This window comes from Streptomyces sp. SYSU D01066-1 (assembly GCF_054956795.1).
Map to the genome: position 1 here is coordinate 246,309 of NZ_JBUDHV010000001.1, position 19,476 is coordinate 265,784.

Sequence of the window (19,476 nt, forward strand, 5' to 3'; positions counted from 1 at the left end):
GCGGGTCAGGGACGCTGTCCGGACCGGCGCTTCATCGTGGCCCACAGGGTCTTCTGCAGGAGCAGGGTCAGGGTGCCGGCGACGATGATGCCCACCAGGTTCAGCAGGAGCTGTTCCGTGGAGCGCCAGCCCTGGACGGCGTCGCCGTAGATCAGGGCCACGGCGGCGTTCGCGGCGGCCGGGACCGTGGTGACCGAGATGGCGACACCGACCAGGGCGCCCGACTTGGCGGAGGTCAGGGAGAGCATGCCGGCGGCCCCGGCCAGCACCGCCACCACGAACGAGAACCAGTCGGGGGCGTAGACGAAGCCGGTGTTGGGCCGGTCGCCCTCCAGCTTCGCCTCGGTGAACAGGCCGACAAAGTCCATGAACAGGCTGAAGGCCGCCGTCACCGCCATGGCGACCGCGAAGCCCGCCAGCAGGGCGACGGCCGAGCGCAGCGCCAGGCGCGGGGCGCGCTGGACGGCGGCGGTGCAGATGCCGGCCAGCGGGCCGAACTCCGGGCCGACCGCCATCGCGCCGACGATGAGGATGGCGTTGTCCAGCACCACACCGCAGGCCGCGATCATCGTGGCGAGCGTGATGAAGGCGACGTAGGTGACCGAGAGGGTCGACTCCTCATGGGTCGCCTCCTGGAGCTGCTCCCACAGCACCGCGTCCGCCGCCTCGCCCGGCGCCTCCTGCTCGGCCCGGTCGGCGTACTCGGACAGCGACAGGTCGATGTCCTCGGCGGTGATGGCGCCGTGCTGTTGCAGGCCCAGTCCGCGCAGCTCGTTGATGAGGTCGTCGCCCGCCTCCCGCGCCACGTCGCACATCACCACGTCCCCGGCGGGGGAGCGGGCGGCTCCGGGGAGGACGACCAGGTGGGCGGTGCCGACGGTGGTGTCGAGGAGACGGACCACCTCGTCGGTCCGCTCGGACGGGGTGATCAGACGCAGATGCAGCATGGCGCCTATTGAACCGTCATGCGGGCCGGCGGGAGGTCACAGTTTGCGCAGGTGCAGGCGCTGCACCTTGTGGTCCGGGCCCTTGCGCAGGATCAGGGTGGCGCGGCCCCGGGTGGGGGCCACGTTCTCGATCAGGTTGGGCTTGTTGATGGTGCGCCAGGTGGCGCGGGCGTAGTCGAGGGCCTCCTCCTCCGAGACCTGGGTGTACTTGCGGAAGTAGGAGGAGGGGTTCTGGAAGGCGGTCGCGCGCAGCTTCTTGAAGCGGTCGAGGTACCAGCTCTCGATGTCCTCGGGGCGGGCGTCGACGTACACGCTGAAGTCGAAGTAGTCGGCGAGGCCGACCCGGGTGCGGCCGTCCTTGCCGGGCAGGGCGGGCTGGAGGACGTTGAGGCCCTCGACGATGAGGATGTCCGGGCGGCGGACGGTCAGCTTCTCGCCGGGGACGATGTCGTAGATCAGGTGGGAGTAGACGGGCGCGGTCACCTCCGCCTTGCCGGCCTTGACGTCGGCGACGAAGCGGGTCAGCGCGCGGCGGTCGTAGGACTCGGGGAAACCCTTCCGCGCCATCAGGCCGCGCGCCTCCAGCTCCCGGGTCGGCAGCAGGAAGCCGTCGGTGGTGACCAGCTCCACGCGCGGGTGCTCGGGCCAGCGGGAGAGCAGCGCCTGCAGGAGGCGGGCGACGGTGGACTTGCCGACCGCGACCGAGCCGGCCACGCCTATGACGAAGGGGGTGCCGGACTGGGAGCCCTGTTCGCCGAGGAAGGTGTTGAGCGCGCCGCGCAGGCCGTCGGTGGCGCCGACGTAGAGGTTGAGCAGCCGGGAGAGCGGGAGGTAGATGTCCCGCACCTCGTCGAGGTCGATGACGTCACCGAGGCCGCGCAGCTTCTCCACCTCCTCGGCGGTGAGCGGCAGCGGCGTCTTCTCGCGCAGCGCGCTCCACTCGGCGCGGGTGAGGTCGACGTAGGGAGTCGCCTCCGGCCTGGGCCGGTGGGCGCTCCGGGGCATCGAGGGAGCCGGTGAGATCACAGTCCATTGTCAACGGATTCCGGACGGGGCGCAGGGTGGGGTCGGTCACGTCACCCGGCCGGAGCCCGTGCGGGCCGACGCGGGCCCGGCAGCCGTGGGAATTTCCGATATCGGGCACGATCCGGCAGGTTCGTGCTCTGATCTGACCGTAGGCTGCCGATCATGTGCGGAATCGTGGGATATGTGGGAACGCAGTCGGCTCTCGACGTGGTGATGGCCGGGCTGAAGCGACTGGAGTACCGGGGATACGACTCGGCGGGTGTCGCCGTGCTCGCGGACGGCGGCCTCGCCACCGCCAAGCGGGCCGGCAAGCTCGTCAACCTGGAGAAGGAGCTGGCCGAGCACCCGCTGCCGGCCGGGACCACCGGCATCGGCCACACCCGGTGGGCCACGCACGGCGGCCCCACCGACGCCAACGCCCATCCGCACCTGGACGACGCGGGCCGGGTCGCGGTCGTGCACAACGGCATCATCGAGAACTTCGCCGCGCTGCGCGCCGAGCTGACCGAGCGCGGTCACGGCCTCGCCTCCGAGACGGACACCGAGGTCGTCGCCCACCTGCTCGCCGAGGAGTACTCGGCCTGCGCCGACCTGGCGGAGGCGATGCGGCTGGTGTGCCGGCGCCTCGAGGGCGCGTTCACGCTGGTCGCGACGCACGCGGACGAGCCGGACGTGGTGGTCGGCGCCCGCCGCAACTCGCCGCTGGTGGTCGGGGTCGGCGAGGGCGAGTCCTTCCTCGCCTCCGACGTGGCGGCGTTCATCGCGCACACCCGCCAGGCCCTCGAACTCGGCCAGGACCAGGTGGTCGAGGTGCGCCGGGACGGCGTCACGGTGACCGGTTTCGACGGCTCCCCGGCCGACGTCCGCGCCTACCACGTCGACTGGGACGCCTCCGCCGCCGAGAAGGACGGCCACGCCTCCTTCATGCTCAAGGAGATCGCCGAACAGCCGAAGGCGGTCGCCGACACGCTGCTGGGCCGCATCGACGCGGCGGGCTTCCTGACCCTGGACGAGGTGCGGATCCCGGCGGGGGAGCTGCGCGAGACGGACAAGGTGGTCATCGTCGCGTGCGGTACGGCCTTCCACGCCGGGCTGATCGCCAAGTACGCCATCGAGCACTGGACCCGCATCCCCTGCGAGGTGGAACTGGCCAGCGAGTTCCGCTACCGCGACCCCATCCTCGACTCCCGGTCGCTGGTCATCGCCATCTCCCAGTCCGGGGAGACCATGGACACGCTGATGGCGCTGCGGCACGCCCGCGAACAGGGCTCCAAGGTGCTGGCCATCTGCAACACCAACGGCTCGACCATCCCCCGCGAGTCCGACGCCGTGCTCTACACGCACGCCGGCCCGGAGGTCGCCGTCGCCTCGACCAAGGCGTTCCTGACCCAGCTGGTCGCCTGCTACCTGGTCGCGCTGTACCTCGGACAGGTGCGCGGCACCAAGTGGGGGGACGAGGTCCGGGCGGTGATCCGGGACCTGGCCGGCATCGGGGAGGCGGTCGGCCGGGTGCTGGGGACCATGGAGCCGGTACGGGAGCTGGCGCGCACGCTCGCCGGGAAGGACACGGTGCTGTTCCTGGGGCGGCACGTGGGCTACCCGGTCGCGCTGGAGGGCGCGCTCAAGCTGAAGGAACTGGCCTACATGCACGCCGAGGGCTTCGCGGCGGGCGAGCTGAAGCACGGGCCGATCGCGCTGATCGAGGAGGACGTCCCGGTCGTCGTGGTCGTCCCCTCACCGCGCGGGCGCTCGGTGCTGCACGACAAGATCGTCTCCAACATCCAGGAGATCCGCGCCCGGGGCGCCCGCACCATCGTCGTCGCCGAGGAGGGCGACGACGCGGTGACGCCGTACGCCGACCACCTGATCCGGGTGCCGGTCACGCCGACGCTGCTGCAGCCGCTGGTGGCCACGGTGCCGTTGCAGGTCTTCGCCTGCGAACTGGCGACGGCCCGGGGCAACGAGGTGGATCAGCCCCGGAACCTGGCGAAGTCGGTGACGGTGGAGTGAGGGGGCTTCAGGGCGTTGACGAAGGCGGTGAAGGAGGCGGCCGGGAAGGTGAGGGTGGCGTACGCCCGGTTCTTTGAGTCGCGGATGGCGATGTGGGTGGGGGAGGGGGCTATCTCCACGCAGGAGCTGCCGTCACCGGCACTGGAGTAAGAGGACTTGCGCCAGTTGTCGAGGGCGATCACGAGGTGCTCACACTTCCTTGGCCAGGCGGTGGATGAAGTCACGCGAGCGCGTGGAGTCCAGCGACGCGGCTTTCAGTCTACGGAGGAGTGTTCGAATGACGCTCAGCTGAGCCTCGGAATCGATGAGGGTCGCGGTGTGAGGCGCATCGCCGACGGCTGTGTCCAGGCGGGGCACGGCACCACCCGCCAGCATCACGGGCGTCCAGGACCCGCCGAAGCCCTCCAGATCGAAGGGGATGACCCGCACGGTGATGTTCTCGGCCTCGGAGCGTTCAAGAAGGTCGTCGAGCTGGGCTCGCAGCGTGGCACGGTCGCCGACGCGGATGCGGAGAGCCGCTTCGTGGATGATCGCTTCGTACGGTGCGGGTCCGTCGCCGTCGAAGATCACCTTGCGCTGCATCCTGTGTCGGACGCGTAGCTCCAGCTCGTCGCTGGGGAGTTCCGGAATGTTGTCGCTGTAGATGGCGCGGGCGTAGTTCTCCGTCTGGAGAGGGCCGGGGATGTAAAGGAACTGGACGTCTCGCAGGAACGTGGCGTGGTGTTCCAGCTCCGCGAGGTCGAGGAACGGTGTGGGGAGCAGCCCGCGGTACTCCTCCCACCACCCGCGCGTTCGATCGGTCGCCATGACGACCAAGGCGTCGATGAGCGCTTGATCTGTGCAGGAATAGTGGTCGGCGAGGCGGCGCAGGCGCTTTTCGCTGACTCCGGCCAGGCCCATCTCGATCTGGCTGATCTGTGCCGAACTCACCCCCAGTAGTGCTGCTGCTTGACGGGTGGCGAGCCCCGCGGCATCGCGGAGTCTGCGCAGTTCGACTGCCAGACGCATTTGACGTGCTGTTGGTTCGCGCCGCAACGCCATGGTCGCTCCTTTCAACGCGCCGGTGGGCGCGACTCGTTCGGAGTCAGATTACGCGAGTGGCTTGCGATACTTAATCGGTTAGACCTAGCTTCGGTGACGCGCCGCACACGCTGCGGAAACGCCGGGGCACCGGAAGCGCACCGCTCCGCCCTGCCGTGGCGGGGGCGGCGATGACACCGGTCGCCGCGTACAGCCATCCCTCACCGAACTGGAGCTGCCGCATGCCCGAGAACGGCCCGTGGGAGTACTCCCTCCACATCCCGAACGACGTCCGTGCCGTCACCGTCTGCCGCCGCACCCTCCGTCTGATCCTCACGATGCACGGGCTGATCGGCCTGGTCGATCCGGCGGAGCTGCTGGCCACGGAGTTGGTGTCCAACGCCGTACGGCACACCGAGGGGCCGGCCGCCCTGCGGGTGCGCTGGTCGGGGAACGGCGTTCTGCGCATCGGCGCGTGGGACGCGGACTCGTCGCCGCCGGAGCTGCCGTCGTCCTTTGATCCGGGCCTGGAAGCCGAGGTGGGCCGGGGCCTGGACCTGGTGCGGGCCTGCGCCGACGCCTGGGGCTGGCAGGCGCTGGCCCGGGAGGGCGGTCGCGGCAAGGTCGTGTGGTGTGAGCTGAGTGGCGTGAACGTTTTTCCGACGCTCGAAAGGGTGAACGTGCGCCAACGGGCTGGCAATTCGGCCCATCTCCCGGAATAGGTTGCGCATATGGTCACATCAACCCACGAGACCTCGCACCGGATCTTTCAGGACCATCCGGAGGTTCTCGCGCCGATCTTCGAGGCACTGGGCATGCCGCCGCCCGTCAAGGCGGACATCGAACTCGTGACGCCCGACGCCACGGAGTTGAAGCCGTTGGAGCGCCGTGTGGACACGGTGCTGAAGGTCGAACCGTCGGAGGGGGACGCCTTCCTCCTCGCCGTCGAGGCCCAGACTCGCAGAGCGCCGGACAAAGGCGTCAACTGGTCCTACTACGTCGCTTACCTGCGTGCGAAGTTCGGCCTGCCGGTACTGCTCGTCGCGGTCTGCCGCGACCGGTCCACGGCGACCTGGGCGGCCGGGCCCTTCGAATGCCGGGTCGGACCATGGACGTCACAGGTCACGCACCCCTTCGTGCTCGGTCCGGACAGTGTGCCGGAGATCACCGACGAGGCGGAGGTGGCACGGCAGCCGGCACTGGCGACGTTCTCCGCCATCGTGCACAGCGAGAGCCAGGGCATCGACGCCATACTGGCCCTGCTGGCCCGCGGAATGCGGTCGTTCGACAAACCCACCGCCAAGTACTGGGCGGAACTGCTGGAAGTGGGCCTGGAGAACACTCCGGCCCGAGAGACGTGGAGGGAGCTGGAGAAGATGGTCATTTCTTACTTCCCGGGCAGGGGGACGGTCTTCGAGGAGGCCTACTACGACGGCGAGGCCAAAGGCATGGAGAAAGGCAAGGCGGCGGGCAAGGCGGCGGGCAAGGCGGAAGGCGTTCTGCGCGTGCTGGAAGTCCGTGGCCTCGCCGTCTCCGACGACGTGCGTGCCCGCGTCACCGGCTGTGCGGACCTCGCCCGCCTCGACGACTGGCTCGCCCGCGCCGTGACGGCCGAGCGGGCGGAGGACCTCTTCGCCGGCGAGGAGGGCCAGGGCGCCCCGTAGGGTGCCCGCATGAGCATCATCGGGGTCGGGATCGACGTGGCGGAGATCGAGCGGTTCGCCGCGTCGCTGGAGCGTACGCCCGCGTTGGCCGGGCGGCTCTTCCTGGAGAGCGAGCTGCTGCTGCCGGGCGGTGCGCGGCGCGGGGTCGCCTCGCTGGCCGCCCGGTTCGCGGCGAAGGAGGCACTGGCCAAGGCGTTGGGGGCGCCGGCCGGGCTGCTCTGGACCGACGCCGAGGTCTACGTCGAGGACAGCGGGCGGCCCCGGCTGCGGGTGACCGGGACGGTGGCGGCGCGCGCCGCCGAGCTGGGTGTGACCTCATGGCACGTGTCACTGAGCCATGACGCCGGGGTGGCGTCGGCCGTGGTGATCGCGGAAGGGTGATCACGGAGGGGGGACCCGGGGGCGGTCCTGTCCGGGCGGGCCCTGACGCGCGTGCGCTCGCCCCGGCACGGACCGGCGCGGTGGCCGGCCGGCCCGCCGTCCGTGATTTCCCTCTCGTTGTTCTCCCGGTTTTCCGGAAGAGGGGGAGGGTGTCTTAGGATCAGCCACCTTTCTTTTCCTCGCGTCCGGTGACGGAGAAACAATCGGTGTCCGATGTCAGGTGATTTTCGGCGCAAAGCACACAAGGCGGCGGGGCGGGCGGACGGCGACGCGCACCGCGTCCCTGTGGCCGCGCTCCGGGCGCCGGACGCCCACCTCCCCGTGGACGGCCGCCGGGCGGCGTCCGACCCGCGGACGGTGACCGAAGTACAGCGCCTGGCGGGCAACCGCGCCACCGCGCGGGCCGTAAGGCCGAGGGTGGACCAGCACAACGTGCTGGACGTCGCCGCGGCCGGCGTGTACGACCGCGACACCGGGAGCGTCACACCCCGCAGGCGCGGTGCGGCGCTGCGGAACATCGTGTGGGCGGAGCACTGGGCGCCCATTTCGGAGGTGTGCCGGAAGAACAAGTACACCATCGCCGTCCGGGAGACCGGCGAGCATTCCATCCGGCGTATCGCGGAAGGCGCCAAAGCCAAACCGCATGACATTCTGGAGAAATCCATCAAGCCGTCCTCCGTCCGCCGGGCCTACGGCACGGGGCACGGGAAGGGCGACCCGGCGGCCGTGCTGCGCTGGCTGAGCGCCCACGACCTGGACGGTTTCGTCGGCCACTGGAGCGAGCGGGGCCTGATCGGCGTGCGGATCGACCACCCGCCGCAGTCGGTCCTCGACGCCGGGATCGTGCGGACCGGTGCCAGGGGCGAGCAGTACGTGCCGATCGACATGAAGGCGCCCGGCGGCGGCCGGGAACTGACCCGGCTGAAGGCCGACCCGAAGTGGAAGCAGTACCTCTACACCGGGGACTACGACCTGCACGAGGCGTACGCCGCGACCGGCGGCACGAACGGCGGCCAGATCGCCGAGGCCACCCCCGAGAAGGCCAGGCTGCTCAGCCGTCTCAACGGCGGCATCGCGGGCGGCAGCCGGGAACAGGTGGTGCGCGGCGGCACGGCGGTCGTGGACCGGCGCGGGCTGCACATGGCGAGCGGCTCCGACTACGCCATGTTCCAGCACGGCGACCAGGCCACCTACCGGATGAACCAGTACCTGGAGGCGCAGGCGCAGGCGCTGGAGCAACCGGTCGGCCGGCAGGCGGCGCAACTGGTGCGGGCGGTCGCCACCGAGACCGACGAGCCGCTGGCGTGGTGCCGCATGGGGCAGTGGTACGTGACCATGAACCGCGAGGAGCACGCCGCGGTACGCGCCCGCTGGAATCTGGCCGCGCCCCACACCTGGGGTGCCGCGGAGGAGGAGCGCACCGCCCGCGGCGGTTACCGCACGGCCCGCTACACGGACTGACCGTCCCGGGCCGTCCGCCGCCGTCGCGTCCGCGCGTTTCCCCTTCGCCGCGCGCGGCACACTCGGACCCATGCGGACTGCGTACAGCGTGGAGACGGTCAGGACGGCGGAGCGGGCGGCGATGGCGCGGCTGCCCGAGGGGGCCTTGATGCGACGCGCGGCGGCCGGGCTCGCCGCCGCCTGCGCCGAACTGCTCGGCCGGGAGCCGGGCCGGGTGTACGGCAGCCGGGTGGTGCTGCTCGTCGGCAGCGGCGACAACGGCGGCGACGCCCTGTACGCCGGGGCGCGGCTGGCCCGGCGGGGCGCGGGCGTGACCGCCGTACTGCTGGCGCCCGGACGGGCGCACGCCGGGGGGCTCGCGGCGCTGCGCCGGGCGGGCGGCGGCACGGCGGGCGCGGGCCGAGGGGTGGAGCTGATCGAGCGGGCCGACCTGGTCGTCGACGGCATCGTCGGGATCGGGGGCAAGGGCGGCCTGCGGCCGGAGGCGGTGCCGCTCGCCGAGGCGGCGCGGCGGGCGCGGGCCGCCGTGGTCGCCGTGGACCTGCCCAGCGGGGTGGACGCGGACACCGGGCAGGTGCGGGGCGCGGCGGTGCGGGCCGACCTGACCGTGACCTTCGGGACGCACAAGCCGGGGCTGCTGATCGACCCGGCGCGGGAGTACGCCGGGTCGGTGCGGCTCGTCGACATCGGACTGGAGCCGGCCGGGACGCCGGTGCTGGAGGCGCTGCGGCACGCGGACGTGGCGCGGCTGCTGCCGGTGCCGGGGGCCGAGAGCGACAAGTACCGGCGCGGGGTCGTGGGCATCGCCGCCGGGTCGGCCCGGTACCCGGGCGCGGCCGTGCTCGCCGTGTCCGGCGCGCTGCGGGGCGGGGCGGGCGCGGTGCGGTACGTCGGTCCGGCCGGGGACGCGGTGATCGCCCGGTTCCCCGAGACGCTCGTGTCCGACCAGGGGCCGGGGCGGGCGGGGCGGGTGCAGGCGTGGGTGGCCGGGCCGGGGGCCGGGGACGACGCCGGGACCGTGGCGGAGGTGGTGGCGGCGGAGGTGCCGGTGCTGATCGACGCGGACGGGCTGCGGCTGGCGGACGCCGGGGCGGTACGGGCGCGCACGGCGCCGACGCTGCTGACGCCGCACGCCGGGGAGGCGGCGGCGCTGCTGGGGGTGGGCCGGGAGGAGGTCGAGGCGGCGCGGCTGGAAGCGGTGCGGGAGCTGGCGGGGCGGTACGGGGCGACGGTGCTGCTGAAGGGGTCGACGACCTTGGTCGCGGGGGCGGGGGAGGGGCCCGTGCGGGTCAACGGGACGGGGACGCCCTGGCTGGCCACGGCCGGGAGCGGGGACGTGCTGTCCGGGCTGGCGGGGTCGCTGCTGGCGGCGGGGCTGTCGGCGGTGGACGCGGGGAGCGCGGGCGCGTATCTGCACGGGCTGGCGGGGAGGCTCGCGGCGCGGGAGGCGCCGGTGGGGGCGCATGACGTGGCGTCGGCGATCCCCCGGGCCTGGCGGGACGTGCGGGATGCGCGGGATGTGCGGGACATGTGGGATGTGTGGGATGTGTGGGATGTGTGGGATGTGTGAGGCGCATGGAATGTGCGGGATGCATGGGACATGCAGGATGTGCGGGATGTACGGGGGTGACGTGCGGGTCGGTCACGGGGGGAGTGGCGTGGTGCGCGGTGGCGCGGTGCGCGGTGGCGAGGTGCGCGGTCACGGGGTGGCGGTGGCGGGAGGCGAGGTGCGCGGTGCGCGGTGGCGGGGCGCACCCCCGCCGGAGACATCCCCGGCCTCCCCGTCCGGCCCCTCTGAGACACTGGCCCCACGATGACTGAGACAACCGCCCGCCGGGGCGCCGCCCTGCGGGCCCGGGCCGAGATCGATCTGGACGCGCTGCGGGGCAACGTGCGCACCCTGCGCGGGCTGCTCGCGCCGGGTGCGGAGCTGATGGCCGTGGTGAAGGCCGACGCCTACGGCCACGGCGCGGTCCCGTGCGCCCGCGCCGCGGTCGAGGCCGGCGCCACCTGGCTCGGCACCGCCACCCCGCAGGAGGCCCTCGCGCTGCGCGCCGACGCCGGGCTGCCGGACGACCTGCGGATCATGTGCTGGCTCTGGACGCCCGGAGGGCCCTGGCAGGAGGCGGTCGAGGCCGGTCTCGACGTCTCCGTCAGCGGCATGTGGGCCCTGGAGGAAGTCACGGAGGCCGCCCGTCGCGCCGGGCGCCCGGCGCGGGTGCAGCTCAAGGCCGACACCGGGCTCGGCCGCAACGGCTGCCGGCCCGGCCCGGACTGGCACGAGCTGGTCGGCGCCGCCCTGCGCGCCGAGGACGAGGGGCTGCTGCGCGTCACCGGGCTCTGGTCCCACTTCGCCCGCGCCGACGAGCCGGGGCATCCCTCCATCGCCGCCCAGCTCACCGTCTTCCGGGAGATGACGGCGTACGCCGAGCAGCGGGGCGCGCGCCCCGAGGTGCGGCACATCGCCAACTCCCCGGCCACCCTCACCCTCCCCGAGGCCCACTTCGACCTCGTCCGCACCGGCATCGCGCTCTACGGCCTGTCGCCCAGCCCCGAGCTGGGCACCCCCGCCGACCACGGACTGCGCCCGGTGATGACGCTGTCCGCCTCCCTGGCCCTGGTCAAGGACGTCCCCGGCGGCCACGGCGTCAGCTACGGGCACCACTACACCACCGCCGGCGAGACCACCCTCGGCCTCGTCCCCCTCGGCTACGCGGACGGCGTCCCGCGGCACGCCTCCGGCACCGGACCGGTCCTGGTCGACGGCAAGTGGCGTACGGTGGCGGGCCGGATCGCGATGGACCAGTTCGTGGTCGACCTCGGCGGCGACCGGCCGCCGGCCGGCGCCGAGGCGGTGCTGTTCGGGCCCGGCGACCGGGGCGAGCCCACCGCCGAGGACTGGGCGCAGGCCGCGGGCACCATCGGGTACGAGATCGTCACGCGCGTCGGAGCCCGGGTGCCGCGCGTCCATGTGCACGGGTGACCCGGTGGTGAAGGGGAGCGGTTCGTGAGCGAGAGCAGCGGGGAGGCCGTCGCCGCGGCGGCCGTCGCCTCCGCCGCGGAGGCCGCCGCCGAGGTCGCCGCCGAGGTCGCCGAAGCCGCCGCCGAGGTCGCCGCCGGCGGCTGGCGCCGGGCGACCGGCATAGCGGGCGTCGCGATAGGCGTGGTCGCCGCGGGCGCGGCGGCCGGCGTCGCGATAGAGCGGCTCACCGTCGGCCGCGGCATGCGCCGGCGTGCCCGTCTCGCCCTGGACGCGACGGGCCCGTACGGCTCGCTGCGCGGCATACCCGGCCGGGCGTACGCCGACGACGGCACCGAGCTGTACTACGAGATCGACGACGTCGAGCCGGAGGAGGGGACCGCGCCGCGCCGCCGCCGGCTCTTCGGCCGCAAGGCCCCCGCCCCGGTGACCGTCGTCTTCTGCCACGGCTACTGCCTCAGCCAGGACTCCTGGCACTTCCAGCGCGCCGCCCTGCGGGGCGTCGTCCGGTCCGTCTACTGGGACCAGCGCAGCCACGGCCGGTCCGGGCGGGGCGTGTCCCAGGTCCGGGACGGCGAGCCGGTCACCATCGAGGAGCTGGGCCGCGACCTGAAGGCGGTCATCGACGCCACGGTCCCCGAGGGGCCGGTCGTGCTGGTCGGGCACTCGATGGGCGGGATGACCGTGATGGCCCTGGCCGACGAGTTCCCCGAGCTGATCCGCGAGCGCGTCGTCGGCGTCGCGCTGGTCGGCACGTCGTCGGGGCGGCTCGGCGAGGTCAACTTCGGACTCCCCGTGGCCGGGGTGAACGCCGTGCGGCGGATACTGCCGGGCGTGCTGAAGGCGCTGGGTCAGCGGGCCGAACTGGTGGAGCGGGGGCGCCGGGCGACCGCGGACCTGTTCGCCGGGATCATCAAGCGGTACTCGTTCGCGGCCCGGGACGTCGACCCGGCCGTCGCCCGGTTCGCCGAGCGCATGATCGAGTCCACGCCGATCGACGTCGTCGCCGAGTACTACCCGGCCTTCGACGGCCACGACAAGACGGCGGCCCTCGTCCGCTTCCGGGACATACCCGTGCTGGTGCTGGCCGGGGTGCGGGACCTGGTGACCCCCAGCGAGCACAGCGAGGCGATCGCCGGCGAACTGCCCGACGCGGAACTGGTCCTGGTCCCGGACGCCGGGCACCTGGTCATGCTGGAGCACCCGGAGCAGGTCACCGACCGCCTCGCCGACCTGCTCGTCCGCGTCGGCGCCGTACCCTCAGGAGCTACCGTGGACGGCTATGGAAGCACCAGCAGCCCCGCAGGGCCCGGACCCGGCTGAGCCGGCCTCCGGCACCTCCGCCGCCCCCGGCACCTCCGACTCCCCCGCAGGCCCCGGCGCCCCCGCAGGCCCCGGCGCCCCCGCCGCCCCCGCCGTGGAGATCACCGTCACCTCCCCCGAGCAGATGCGCGAGCTGGGCCGCCGCCTGGCCAAGCTGCTGCGCCCCGGCGACCTGGTGATGCTCAGCGGCGAGCTGGGCGCCGGCAAGACGACGCTGACCCGGGGGCTCGGCGAGGGCCTCGGCGTACGCGGCGCCGTCACCTCCCCGACCTTCGTGATCGCCCGCGTCCACCCCTCCCTCGGCGACGGCCCGCCGCTGGTCCACGTCGACGCCTACCGGCTGTCCGGCGGCCTCGACGAGATGGAGGACCTCGACCTGGACGTCTCGCTGCCGGACTCCGTGATCGTCGTGGAGTGGGGCGAGGGCAAGGTCGAGGAGCTGACCGACGACCGGCTCCGGCTCGTCATCCACCGCGCGGTCGGCGACACCACCGACGAGGTCCGGCACGTCACGCTGACCGGGATCGGTACGCGCTGGACGACGGCCGACCTGTCCGTGCTCACCGCCTGAGCCGGGACCCCGCCGGCCGACCGTTCCGACAACATGTCGGCAACATGTTGCGCTCCGCGTCCCGCCCGTGGTCACATGGTATCCAGCACGTGGTTAGGCATGCCTAACCACGTCCGCCCCCGAGCTCCAGGAGGCGACCATGTCGGCTTCACAGACCCAGGGCAGGCCGCTGCCGTCCGCGGACGCCGCCGTGCCCATGCGCGACCTGCTGGCGGCCTGCGCCGCGGCGAGGGCGCTCTCCACGCCGCCGAGCGCGCCCGAGCCCGAGCCCCGGCGCTCCACGCCGCAGCGGCGCGAGGCCGCCTGACGCGAGGGGCCCGGCCGGACCGGCCGGACCGGCCTCAGCGGACGACCACGACCTTCCGTCCGATCGTCGCGAAGTCCCACATCGCCTCGCCGTCCGCGCGCGTCTGCCGGATGCCGCCCGTCCGCACGCCCGGCGCGGCCTGCTCCGTCGAGCCGTCCACCGCCGCGCTGAACCCGATGACCACCCCGTCGACGCTGGTGAAGCGCACGACGTGCTCGACCGGGATGCCGTCGGAGCCGGTGACCCGGTTGGAGCGGGAGGTGACCGCGTAGGTGCCCGGCGCCGGGTCCACCGTGCTGGGCGCGACCCGGAAGGTGCGCTGGACCCGGTCGTCCGCGCCGACCAGCCAGACCCGGTCCTCGTCCACCGAGTACACCACCCGTTCACCCGTTCCGGACCCCGTGGGCAGGGCCCCGGGGTGCCGCTGGTGACGGGGCGCCTCCGAGGCGCCGGAGCCGCCGGGCGCACCGGAGCCGCCGGGCGCACCGGGGGCGCCCGGCGACGGGGAGGCGCTCGCGCGCGCCCCGCCCGGTTCGGCCGGGGCGGTCACCGACGCCTGGTGGGCGAGGACGCCGATCGCGGCCAGGGCCGCCGCGGTGAGCCCGGTGACCATCGCGGAGCTGCTGCTTGGCACTGGCGACCACCTCGGCGTCGTGCGGGGACGCGGCGTGCGCCGTCCCGCGCCACGCCGTCACAGATTGCGTAGGCGACGGTAGCAGTCGGTGACCTGTCGGCCGGCCCGGCCGACACGGCCGTCCGGGCCGCCGTAGGCTGTCCGTGTGCTCTTGCTCGCTCTGGATACCGCCACCCCCGCCGTCACCGTCGCGCTGCACGACGGCACGGACGTCATCGCCTCCGCCGGCCAGGTGGACGCGCGCCGCCACGGTGAGCTGCTGCTGCCCGCCGTCGACCGGATGCTCGCCGACACCGGGCTGCGGCTCGACGCGGTCACCGGTGTCGTCGTCGGCACCGGCCCCGGGCCGTACACGGGGCTGCGCGTCGGCCTGATGACCGCCGACACCTTCGGGCTCGCGCTCGGCGTGCCCGTGCACGGGGTGTGCACGCTGGACGGCCTCGCCCGCGCCGCCGACCTGGAGGGCCCCTTCGTGGTGGCGACCGACGCCCGCCGCAAGGAGGTCTACTGGGCCCGCTACGCCGACTCCCGCACCCGGCTCACCGACCCGGCCGTCGACCGCCCCGCCGACATCGCGGACGAGGTCGCGGGCCTCCCGGCGGTCGGCGCGGGCGCGCTGCTGTACCCGGACACCTTCCCCCAGGCCCACGAGCCCGAGCACGTCTCCGCCGCCGCGCTCGCCCGCCTGGCCGCCGAGCGGCTCGCGGCCGGCGAGGAACTGCCCCCGCCCCGGCCGCTCTACCTGCGCCGCCCCGACGCCCAGGTCCCCAAGAACTACAAGGTGGTCACCCCCAAGTGACCGCCTCAGTGACTCCGACGGCCGTGCTGCGCGAGATGCGCTGGTGGGACATCGACCCGGTGCTGCTCCTGGAACGGGAGCTGTTCCCGGAGGACGCCTGGTCCCGGGGCATGTTCTGGTCCGAGCTGGCGCACGCCCGGGGCCCGGGGGCCAGCCGCCGCTACCTGGTCGCCGAGGAGCCCGACGGCCGGATCGTCGGGTACGCGGGGCTGGTCGCCTCCTCCGGCGACCAGGCCGACGTGCAGACCATCGCCGTCGCCCGCGACCAGTGGGGCACCGGCCTCGGCTCCCGGCTGCTGACCGAACTGCTCCGCGCGGCCACCGCCTTCGAGTGCGCCGAGGTGATGCTGGAGTGCCGCGTCGACAACATCCGCGCGCAGAGGCTCTACGAGCGCTTCGGCTTCGCCCCCGTCGGCGTCCGGCGCGGCTACTACCAGCCGGGCAACGTGGACGCCCTGGTGATGCGCCTCACCGATCCGTCGAGCTCCGTACCCGATCCCGTACAAGGAACCGAGACCCATGGCTGACGAACCCCTGGTACTGGGGATCGAGACCTCCTGCGACGAGACCGGCGTCGGTGTCGTGCGCGGCACCACCCTGCTGGCCGACGCCGTCGCCTCCAGCGTCGACGAGCACGCCCGCTTCGGCGGGGTCGTCCCGGAGGTCGCGAGCCGCGCCCACCTGGAGGCGATGGTCCCCACCATCCGGCGCGCGCTGAAGGACGCCGGGGTGAGCGCCCGCGACCTCGACGGCATCGCCGTCACCGCCGGTCCCGGCCTGGCCGGCGCCCTGCTGGTCGGCGTCTCGGCGGCGAAGGCGTACGCCTACGCGCTGGGCAAGCCGCTCTACGGCGTCAACCACCTCGCCTCGCACATCTGCGTCGACCAGCTCGAACACGGCCCGCTGCCCGAGCCGACGATGGCCCTGCTGGTCTCCGGCGGCCACTCCTCGCTGCTGCTCTCCTCCGACATCACCTCCGACGTGCGGCCGATGGGCGCGACCATCGACGACGCGGCCGGCGAGGCGTTCGACAAGATCGCCCGCGTGCTGGACCTCGGCTTCCCCGGCGGACCGGTCATCGACCGCTACGCCCGCGAGGGCGACCCGGCCGCGATCGCCTTCCCGCGCGGTCTGACCGGGCCGCGCGACCCGGCGTACGACTTCTCCTTCTCCGGGCTGAAGACGGCCGTGGCCCGCTGGATCGAGGCGAAGCGGGCGGCCGGGGAGGAGGTGCCGGTGCGCGACGTGGCGGCCTCCTTCCAGGAGGCGGTCGTCGACGTGCTGACCCGCAAGGCGGTGCGGGCCTGCAAGGACGAGGGCGTCGACCACCTGATGATCGGCGGCGGCGTCGCCGCCAACTCCCGGCTGCGGGCGCTGGCCCGGGAGCGCTGCGAGGCGGCCGGCATCCGGCTGCGGGTGCCCCGGCCCAAGCTGTGCACGGACAACGGGGCGATGGTGGCCGCGCTCGGCGCCGAGATGGTCGCCCGGAACCGGGCCGCCTCCGACTGGGACCTGTCGGCCGACTCCTCCCTGCCGGTCACCGACCCGCACGTGCCGGGGAACGGCCACGGCCACGATCACATGCACGAGACCGGCCGGGAGAACCTGTACTCATGACCGTCGCCGTGATGTGGGAGGCGCGGGCCGTCCCCGGCCGGGGCGAGGAGCTGCTCGCCTGGGCCCGCGCCCAGGAGCTGCCCGCCGCCCCGCTGCGCCGCGAGACGTTCCGCGCCCCGCAGGACCGCGTCCTGGTGATCACCTGGTGGGACGCGGAGTACGGCGCCGACCTGCCCGAACTCCCGGACCCGGCCGGGGACCTGGTCACCCGGGCGGTGCACCGCTGGCGGTTCGAGTCGGTGGCCGCGGACTGACCCCCCGGCCCCTGAGCGGCCCTCAGGACACCTCCGTCCCGCAGCACAGCCGCCGGTCGTGGCCCACCTCCCGTACGGGTCCCGTGAGGACGAGCCGGGCGGTGTGCCGCACGTCCGCGCTGGACGCTCCCAGGCGCAGGTCCAGCGCGCCCGGTTCCACCACCCTCCGTCCACAACGGTCGGTGAAGGAGGAGAGGTCCGCGTGGAACCGGAACGTCACCCGCCGGGCCTCGCCCGGGGCCAGCTCCAGGCGCCGGTAGCCGATCAGGCGGACGTCGGGGCGGGTCACCCGGGCCACCGGGTCGTGCAGGTAGAGCTGCGCCACCTCGGCGCCCGCCCGGTCGCCGGTGTTGCGGACGGTCACGGACACGTCGTACGAGCCGTCCGTGCCGATCGCGGCGGGCGGGCCGGTGAGCTGCTCCCAGGTGGGGTCCCCCCACGCGAACGTCGTGTACGAACGGCCGTGCCCGAAGGGGTACAGCGGCGTCGGGTCCAGGCTGCTGACCTCGCCGGCCAGGCCCAGCGGGGGCTGGAGGTAGGTCCACGGCTGGCCGCCGGGCAGCCGCGGCACGCTCACCGGCAGGCGGCCCGACGGGTTGACGCGCCCGGACAGCACGCCCGCCACCGCCGCTCCGCCCTCCTCCCCGGGGAAGAACGCCTGGACCACCGCGCCCAGCCGGCCGTGCCAGCGGCCCAGCGCGTACGGCCGCCCGGTGAGCAGCACGAGGACCACCGGGACGCCCGTCGCCACCAGCGCGTCGAGCAGCGCGCCCTGCACGCCGGGCAGCCGCAGGTCGCTCGCGTCGCAGCCCTCGCCCGAGGTGCCCCGGCCGAACAGGCCCGCCCGGTCGCCCAGTACGGCCACGCACACGTCGGCCTCGGCGGCCCGCGCCACCGCCTCCGCGATGCCGCCGGTCTCCTCCCCGGCGGTGTCGCAGCCCTCGGCGAAGGTCACCTTGGCGTCGGGGAGTTCGGACCGCAGGGACTCCAGGAGGGTCGGGACGCCGATCCCGGCCGGGGTGCCGGGGTGGCCGGGCAGGACGTGGGACGGGAAGGAGTAGCAGCCGAGCATCGCCAGCGCGTCGGCGGCCCGGGGACCGACCACCGCGATCCGGGCGCCGGGGGCCAGCGGCAGCAGGCCGCCGGGGTTGTCCAGCAGGACGACCGACTCCTCGGCCAGGCGGCGGGCGAGGGCCCGGTTGGCGGGGGAGTCCAGGTCGACGGGGCCGTCGCCGGCGGGCGGTCCGGGCGTCCAGTCCGCGTCCAGCAGGCCCAGTTCGCACTTCTGGAGCAGGACCCGCCGCGCCGACCGCTCGATCAGCGCCTCGGGGACCTCGCCCGCCCGGACCGCGTCGAGCAGCGGGGCGCCGTAGCACCTGACCGTCGGCAGTTCCACGTCGACGCCGGCCGCGAGGGCGAGGTGCGCCGCCTCGGCGGGGGTTCCGGCGACGCGGTGCAGGGACTGGAGGAAGCCGACGCCGAAGTAGTCGGCGACCACCGTGCCGGTGAAGCCCCACTCCTCGCGCAGCAGGCCGGTCAGCAGCGCCGGGTCGGCCGCGGCGGGCACCCCGTCGGTCTCGGTGTACGCCGCCATCACCGACCGGGCGCCGCCCTCGCGCAGGGCCAGTTCGAACGGGGGCAGGGTGACGTCCGCCAGCTCCCGCGCCCCGGCCCGCACCGGCGCGAGGTTGCGCGCCCCCGCCGACGCGGCGTACCCGGCGAAGTGCTTGAGGGTGGCGACGATCCCGGCCGACTCCAGCCCCCGCACGTAGGCGGCGCCGACCGTGCCGACCAGGTAGGGGTCCTCGCCGATGGTCTCCTCCACCCGGCCCCAGCGCGGATCGCGCACGACGTCCAGGACCGGCGCGAGGCCCTGGTGGACGCCGACCGAGCGCAGGTCGCGGCCGATGCGCCGGGCCATCTCCTCGACGAGGTCCGGGTCGAAGGACGCGCCCCAGGCCAGCGGCACCGGGTAGGCGGTGGCCCGCCAGGCGGTGAAGCCGGCCAGGCACTCCTCGTGGGCCAGCGCCGGGATGCCGAAGCGGCCGGCCGCCATGATGCTCCGCTGGGCGCTCGCCAGTGACCGGGCACCGACGGCCGGATCGACGGGGGCGGTGCCGAAGGGACGGGTGAGCTGTCCCAGCCCCCGGGTGATCAGCTCGTCCCAGTCGTGCTCCCCGGCCATCTCGCGCTGGAGCGGGGCGACGCCCGCGCCGTCCGCGGCGGCGCCCACCCAGACGCCGTAGAGCTGGGCGGCCTTCTCCTCCAGGGTCATCCGGGCCAGCAGGTCGTCGACACGGGCGGCGGCGGGCAGCGCGGGATCACGCCAGGGCGCGGTGGTCATGGAACTCCTGTCCCGGGAACTCCGAGGCTCTCACGCTCGATGGACCGAACGGGTTCGAATGTTTCGTTGTAGAAAGCGAATGTTCCGGGAACCTATGGTCCCGCACGCTCTTCGTCAAGAGGGCCCGCAGGGATACGA

General features: G+C 73.8%; 19 protein-coding genes and 1 pseudogene. 14 read left to right on the forward strand and 6 right to left on the reverse strand.

The features are described from left to right. Positions 1 to 5: 5 nt before the first annotated feature. The gene (locus ACY1JF_RS01265) at positions 6 to 947 is read right to left on the reverse strand and encodes a DUF389 domain-containing protein (RefSeq protein WP_462703050.1); all 942 of its coding nucleotides are present in this window, start codon (positions 945 to 947) and stop codon (positions 6 to 8) included. A 36-nt stretch (positions 948 to 983) separates the two neighbouring features. After that, a complete protein-coding gene (gene coaA / locus ACY1JF_RS01270; RefSeq protein WP_462703051.1) occupies positions 984 to 1,952 on the reverse strand; it encodes a type I pantothenate kinase in 969 nt (322 codons plus the stop codon). Positions 1,953 to 2,135: 183 nt separating this feature from the next. On the opposite strand from coaA, the gene glmS reads away from it, so the two are divergent. Continuing rightward, the gene (gene glmS / locus ACY1JF_RS01275) at positions 2,136 to 3,983 is read left to right on the forward strand and encodes a glutamine--fructose-6-phosphate transaminase (isomerizing) (RefSeq protein ID WP_462703052.1); all 1,848 of its coding nucleotides are present in this window, start codon (positions 2,136 to 2,138) and stop codon (positions 3,981 to 3,983) included. Here glmS and ACY1JF_RS01280 read toward each other — a convergent pair. Together ACY1JF_RS01280 and ACY1JF_RS01285 are read right to left on the reverse strand one after the other, a co-directional pair. Further along, a complete protein-coding gene (locus ACY1JF_RS01280) occupies positions 3,944 to 4,165 on the reverse strand; it encodes a DUF397 domain-containing protein (RefSeq protein WP_462703053.1) in 222 nt (73 codons plus the stop codon). The genes glmS and ACY1JF_RS01280 overlap by 40 nt on opposite strands. 7 nt (positions 4,166 to 4,172) lie before the next feature. Beyond that, entirely contained in the window at positions 4,173 to 5,024 is an 852-nt protein-coding gene (locus tag ACY1JF_RS01285; protein WP_462703054.1) for a helix-turn-helix domain-containing protein, read from the reverse strand. A gap of 221 nt (positions 5,025 to 5,245) precedes the next feature. Between ACY1JF_RS01285 and ACY1JF_RS01290 the strand changes: the two are divergent. The 9 genes and pseudogenes from ACY1JF_RS01290 to ACY1JF_RS01330 form a co-directional block, all read left to right on the forward strand. Next, positions 5,246 to 5,644, forward strand: a pseudogene (locus ACY1JF_RS01290) (ATP-binding protein); the annotation flags it as partial. A 90-nt stretch (positions 5,645 to 5,734) separates the two neighbouring features. Further along, positions 5,735 to 6,667, forward strand: coding sequence for an RpnC/YadD family protein (locus ACY1JF_RS01295; protein WP_462703055.1), 933 nt, complete (start codon positions 5,735 to 5,737; stop codon positions 6,665 to 6,667). Between the two features lie 9 nt (positions 6,668 to 6,676). Continuing rightward, the gene (locus ACY1JF_RS01300; protein ID WP_403533320.1) at positions 6,677 to 7,048 is read left to right on the forward strand and encodes a holo-ACP synthase; all 372 of its coding nucleotides are present in this window, start codon (positions 6,677 to 6,679) and stop codon (positions 7,046 to 7,048) included. A 213-nt stretch (positions 7,049 to 7,261) separates the two neighbouring features. Continuing rightward, positions 7,262 to 8,509 (forward strand): hypothetical protein, encoded by a 1,248-nt coding sequence (locus ACY1JF_RS01305; RefSeq protein ID WP_462703056.1) that lies wholly within the window; start codon positions 7,262 to 7,264, stop codon positions 8,507 to 8,509. A gap of 70 nt (positions 8,510 to 8,579) precedes the next feature. Then, the gene (locus ACY1JF_RS01310) at positions 8,580 to 10,079 is read left to right on the forward strand and encodes an NAD(P)H-hydrate dehydratase (RefSeq protein WP_462703057.1); all 1,500 of its coding nucleotides are present in this window, start codon (positions 8,580 to 8,582) and stop codon (positions 10,077 to 10,079) included. A gap of 243 nt (positions 10,080 to 10,322) precedes the next feature. Then, positions 10,323 to 11,492, forward strand: a complete 1,170-nt coding sequence (gene alr, locus ACY1JF_RS01315) for an alanine racemase (RefSeq protein ID WP_462703058.1) — start codon at positions 10,323 to 10,325, stop codon at positions 11,490 to 11,492. Between the two features lie 24 nt (positions 11,493 to 11,516). After that, on the forward strand, positions 11,517 to 12,812 hold the full coding sequence (locus tag ACY1JF_RS01320) for an alpha/beta fold hydrolase (RefSeq protein WP_462703059.1): 1,296 nt from the start codon (positions 11,517 to 11,519) through the stop codon (positions 12,810 to 12,812). Next, entirely contained in the window at positions 12,772 to 13,383 is a 612-nt protein-coding gene (gene tsaE / locus ACY1JF_RS01325) for a tRNA (adenosine(37)-N6)-threonylcarbamoyltransferase complex ATPase subunit type 1 TsaE (protein ID WP_462703060.1), read from the forward strand. Before ACY1JF_RS01320 ends, tsaE begins: the two co-directional genes overlap by 41 nt. Before the next feature lie 139 nt (positions 13,384 to 13,522). Next, positions 13,523 to 13,690 carry a hypothetical protein gene (locus tag ACY1JF_RS01330; protein WP_462703061.1) on the forward strand — a complete coding sequence of 56 codons (168 nt, stop codon included), beginning with the start codon at positions 13,523 to 13,525 and terminating at the stop codon, positions 13,688 to 13,690. 34 nt (positions 13,691 to 13,724) lie between these two features. Here the strand turns inward: ACY1JF_RS01330 and ACY1JF_RS01335 are convergent, their stop codons facing one another. Further along, positions 13,725 to 14,324, reverse strand: coding sequence for a hypothetical protein (locus tag ACY1JF_RS01335; protein WP_462703062.1), 600 nt, complete (start codon positions 14,322 to 14,324; stop codon positions 13,725 to 13,727). Positions 14,325 to 14,469: 145 nt separating this feature from the next. On the opposite strand from ACY1JF_RS01335, the gene tsaB reads away from it, so the two are divergent. The 4 genes from tsaB to ACY1JF_RS01355 are packed head-to-tail and all read left to right on the forward strand — an operon-like array spanning position 14,470 to position 16,994. Continuing rightward, positions 14,470 to 15,123, forward strand: coding sequence for a tRNA (adenosine(37)-N6)-threonylcarbamoyltransferase complex dimerization subunit type 1 TsaB (gene tsaB, locus ACY1JF_RS01340; protein ID WP_462703063.1), 654 nt, complete (start codon positions 14,470 to 14,472; stop codon positions 15,121 to 15,123). Between the two features lie 35 nt (positions 15,124 to 15,158). After that, complete coding sequence (gene rimI / locus ACY1JF_RS01345) at positions 15,159 to 15,650, forward strand: ribosomal protein S18-alanine N-acetyltransferase (protein ID WP_462703182.1); 492 nt, start codon at positions 15,159 to 15,161, stop codon at positions 15,648 to 15,650. After that, entirely contained in the window at positions 15,643 to 16,740 is a 1,098-nt protein-coding gene (tsaD, locus tag ACY1JF_RS01350; RefSeq protein ID WP_462703064.1) for a tRNA (adenosine(37)-N6)-threonylcarbamoyltransferase complex transferase subunit TsaD, read from the forward strand. Before rimI ends, tsaD begins: the two co-directional genes overlap by 8 nt. Then, positions 16,737 to 16,994, forward strand: a complete 258-nt coding sequence (locus ACY1JF_RS01355) for a hypothetical protein (protein WP_462703065.1) — start codon at positions 16,737 to 16,739, stop codon at positions 16,992 to 16,994. The genes tsaD and ACY1JF_RS01355 overlap by 4 nt, the downstream gene beginning before the upstream one ends. Positions 16,995 to 17,016: 22 nt before the next feature. On the opposite strand, the gene ACY1JF_RS01360 is transcribed toward ACY1JF_RS01355, so the two are convergent. Next, the gene (locus ACY1JF_RS01360; RefSeq protein WP_462703066.1) at positions 17,017 to 19,338 is read right to left on the reverse strand and encodes a beta-xylosidase/alpha-l-arabinosidase; all 2,322 of its coding nucleotides are present in this window, start codon (positions 19,336 to 19,338) and stop codon (positions 17,017 to 17,019) included. Positions 19,339 to 19,476 lie beyond the last annotated feature (138 nt).